A 514-nucleotide genomic window follows, 5' to 3' on the forward strand; every position below is an offset into this window, starting at 1 on the left:
TCCTCGTCCTGGCCGCGGCGTGCGGGGCGCTCGCCGCCGGTCTCGGTCCCGCCCCGTTTCTGGCCGCCTCCTACGCCGTCTACACGGTGGCCACCACACGGCGGCGCGACCCCGGGGTGTCGGCCGTCGCCGTCGCCGGGCTGTGCGCCGCGGTCGCCGCCCTGCTCACGCTGTCGGGCGGGCAGTCCTACCAGGGCGGCAGCACCGCCGTGCAGGCCGTGTTCGGCCTCCTCGTGCTCGGCGCGACCTGGGCGGCGGGCTCGGCGGTCAGGGAGCGCGGACTCAGTACCCGGCGCGCCATCGAGCACGCCGCCGAGCAGGCCAAGACCGAGGAACGCCTGCGCATCGCCCGCGACATCCACGACGTCGTCACCCACAGCGTGGGACTCATCGCCGTCAAGGCCTCCATCGCCAACCACGTCGTGGCCACCCGCCCGGAGGAGGCGAAGGAGGCCCTGGCGGTCATCGAGGACGTCAGCCGCCGGGCGCTGCGCGACATGCGCGCCACCCTGAC

The 514-nt window shown here is 75.5% G+C and carries 1 protein-coding gene; it reads left to right on the top strand.

The window, feature by feature from the left end; all coding sequences use genetic code 11:
* Window positions 1-514, top strand: a 514-nt coding sequence (locus tag LPA54_RS36605) for a sensor histidine kinase (RefSeq protein ID WP_228984817.1), incomplete at both ends; no start/stop codon positions are given.

Source organism: Streptomyces sp. DH12, assembly GCF_020873895.1.
GTDB lineage: Bacteria > Actinomycetota > Actinomycetes > Streptomycetales > Streptomycetaceae > Streptomyces.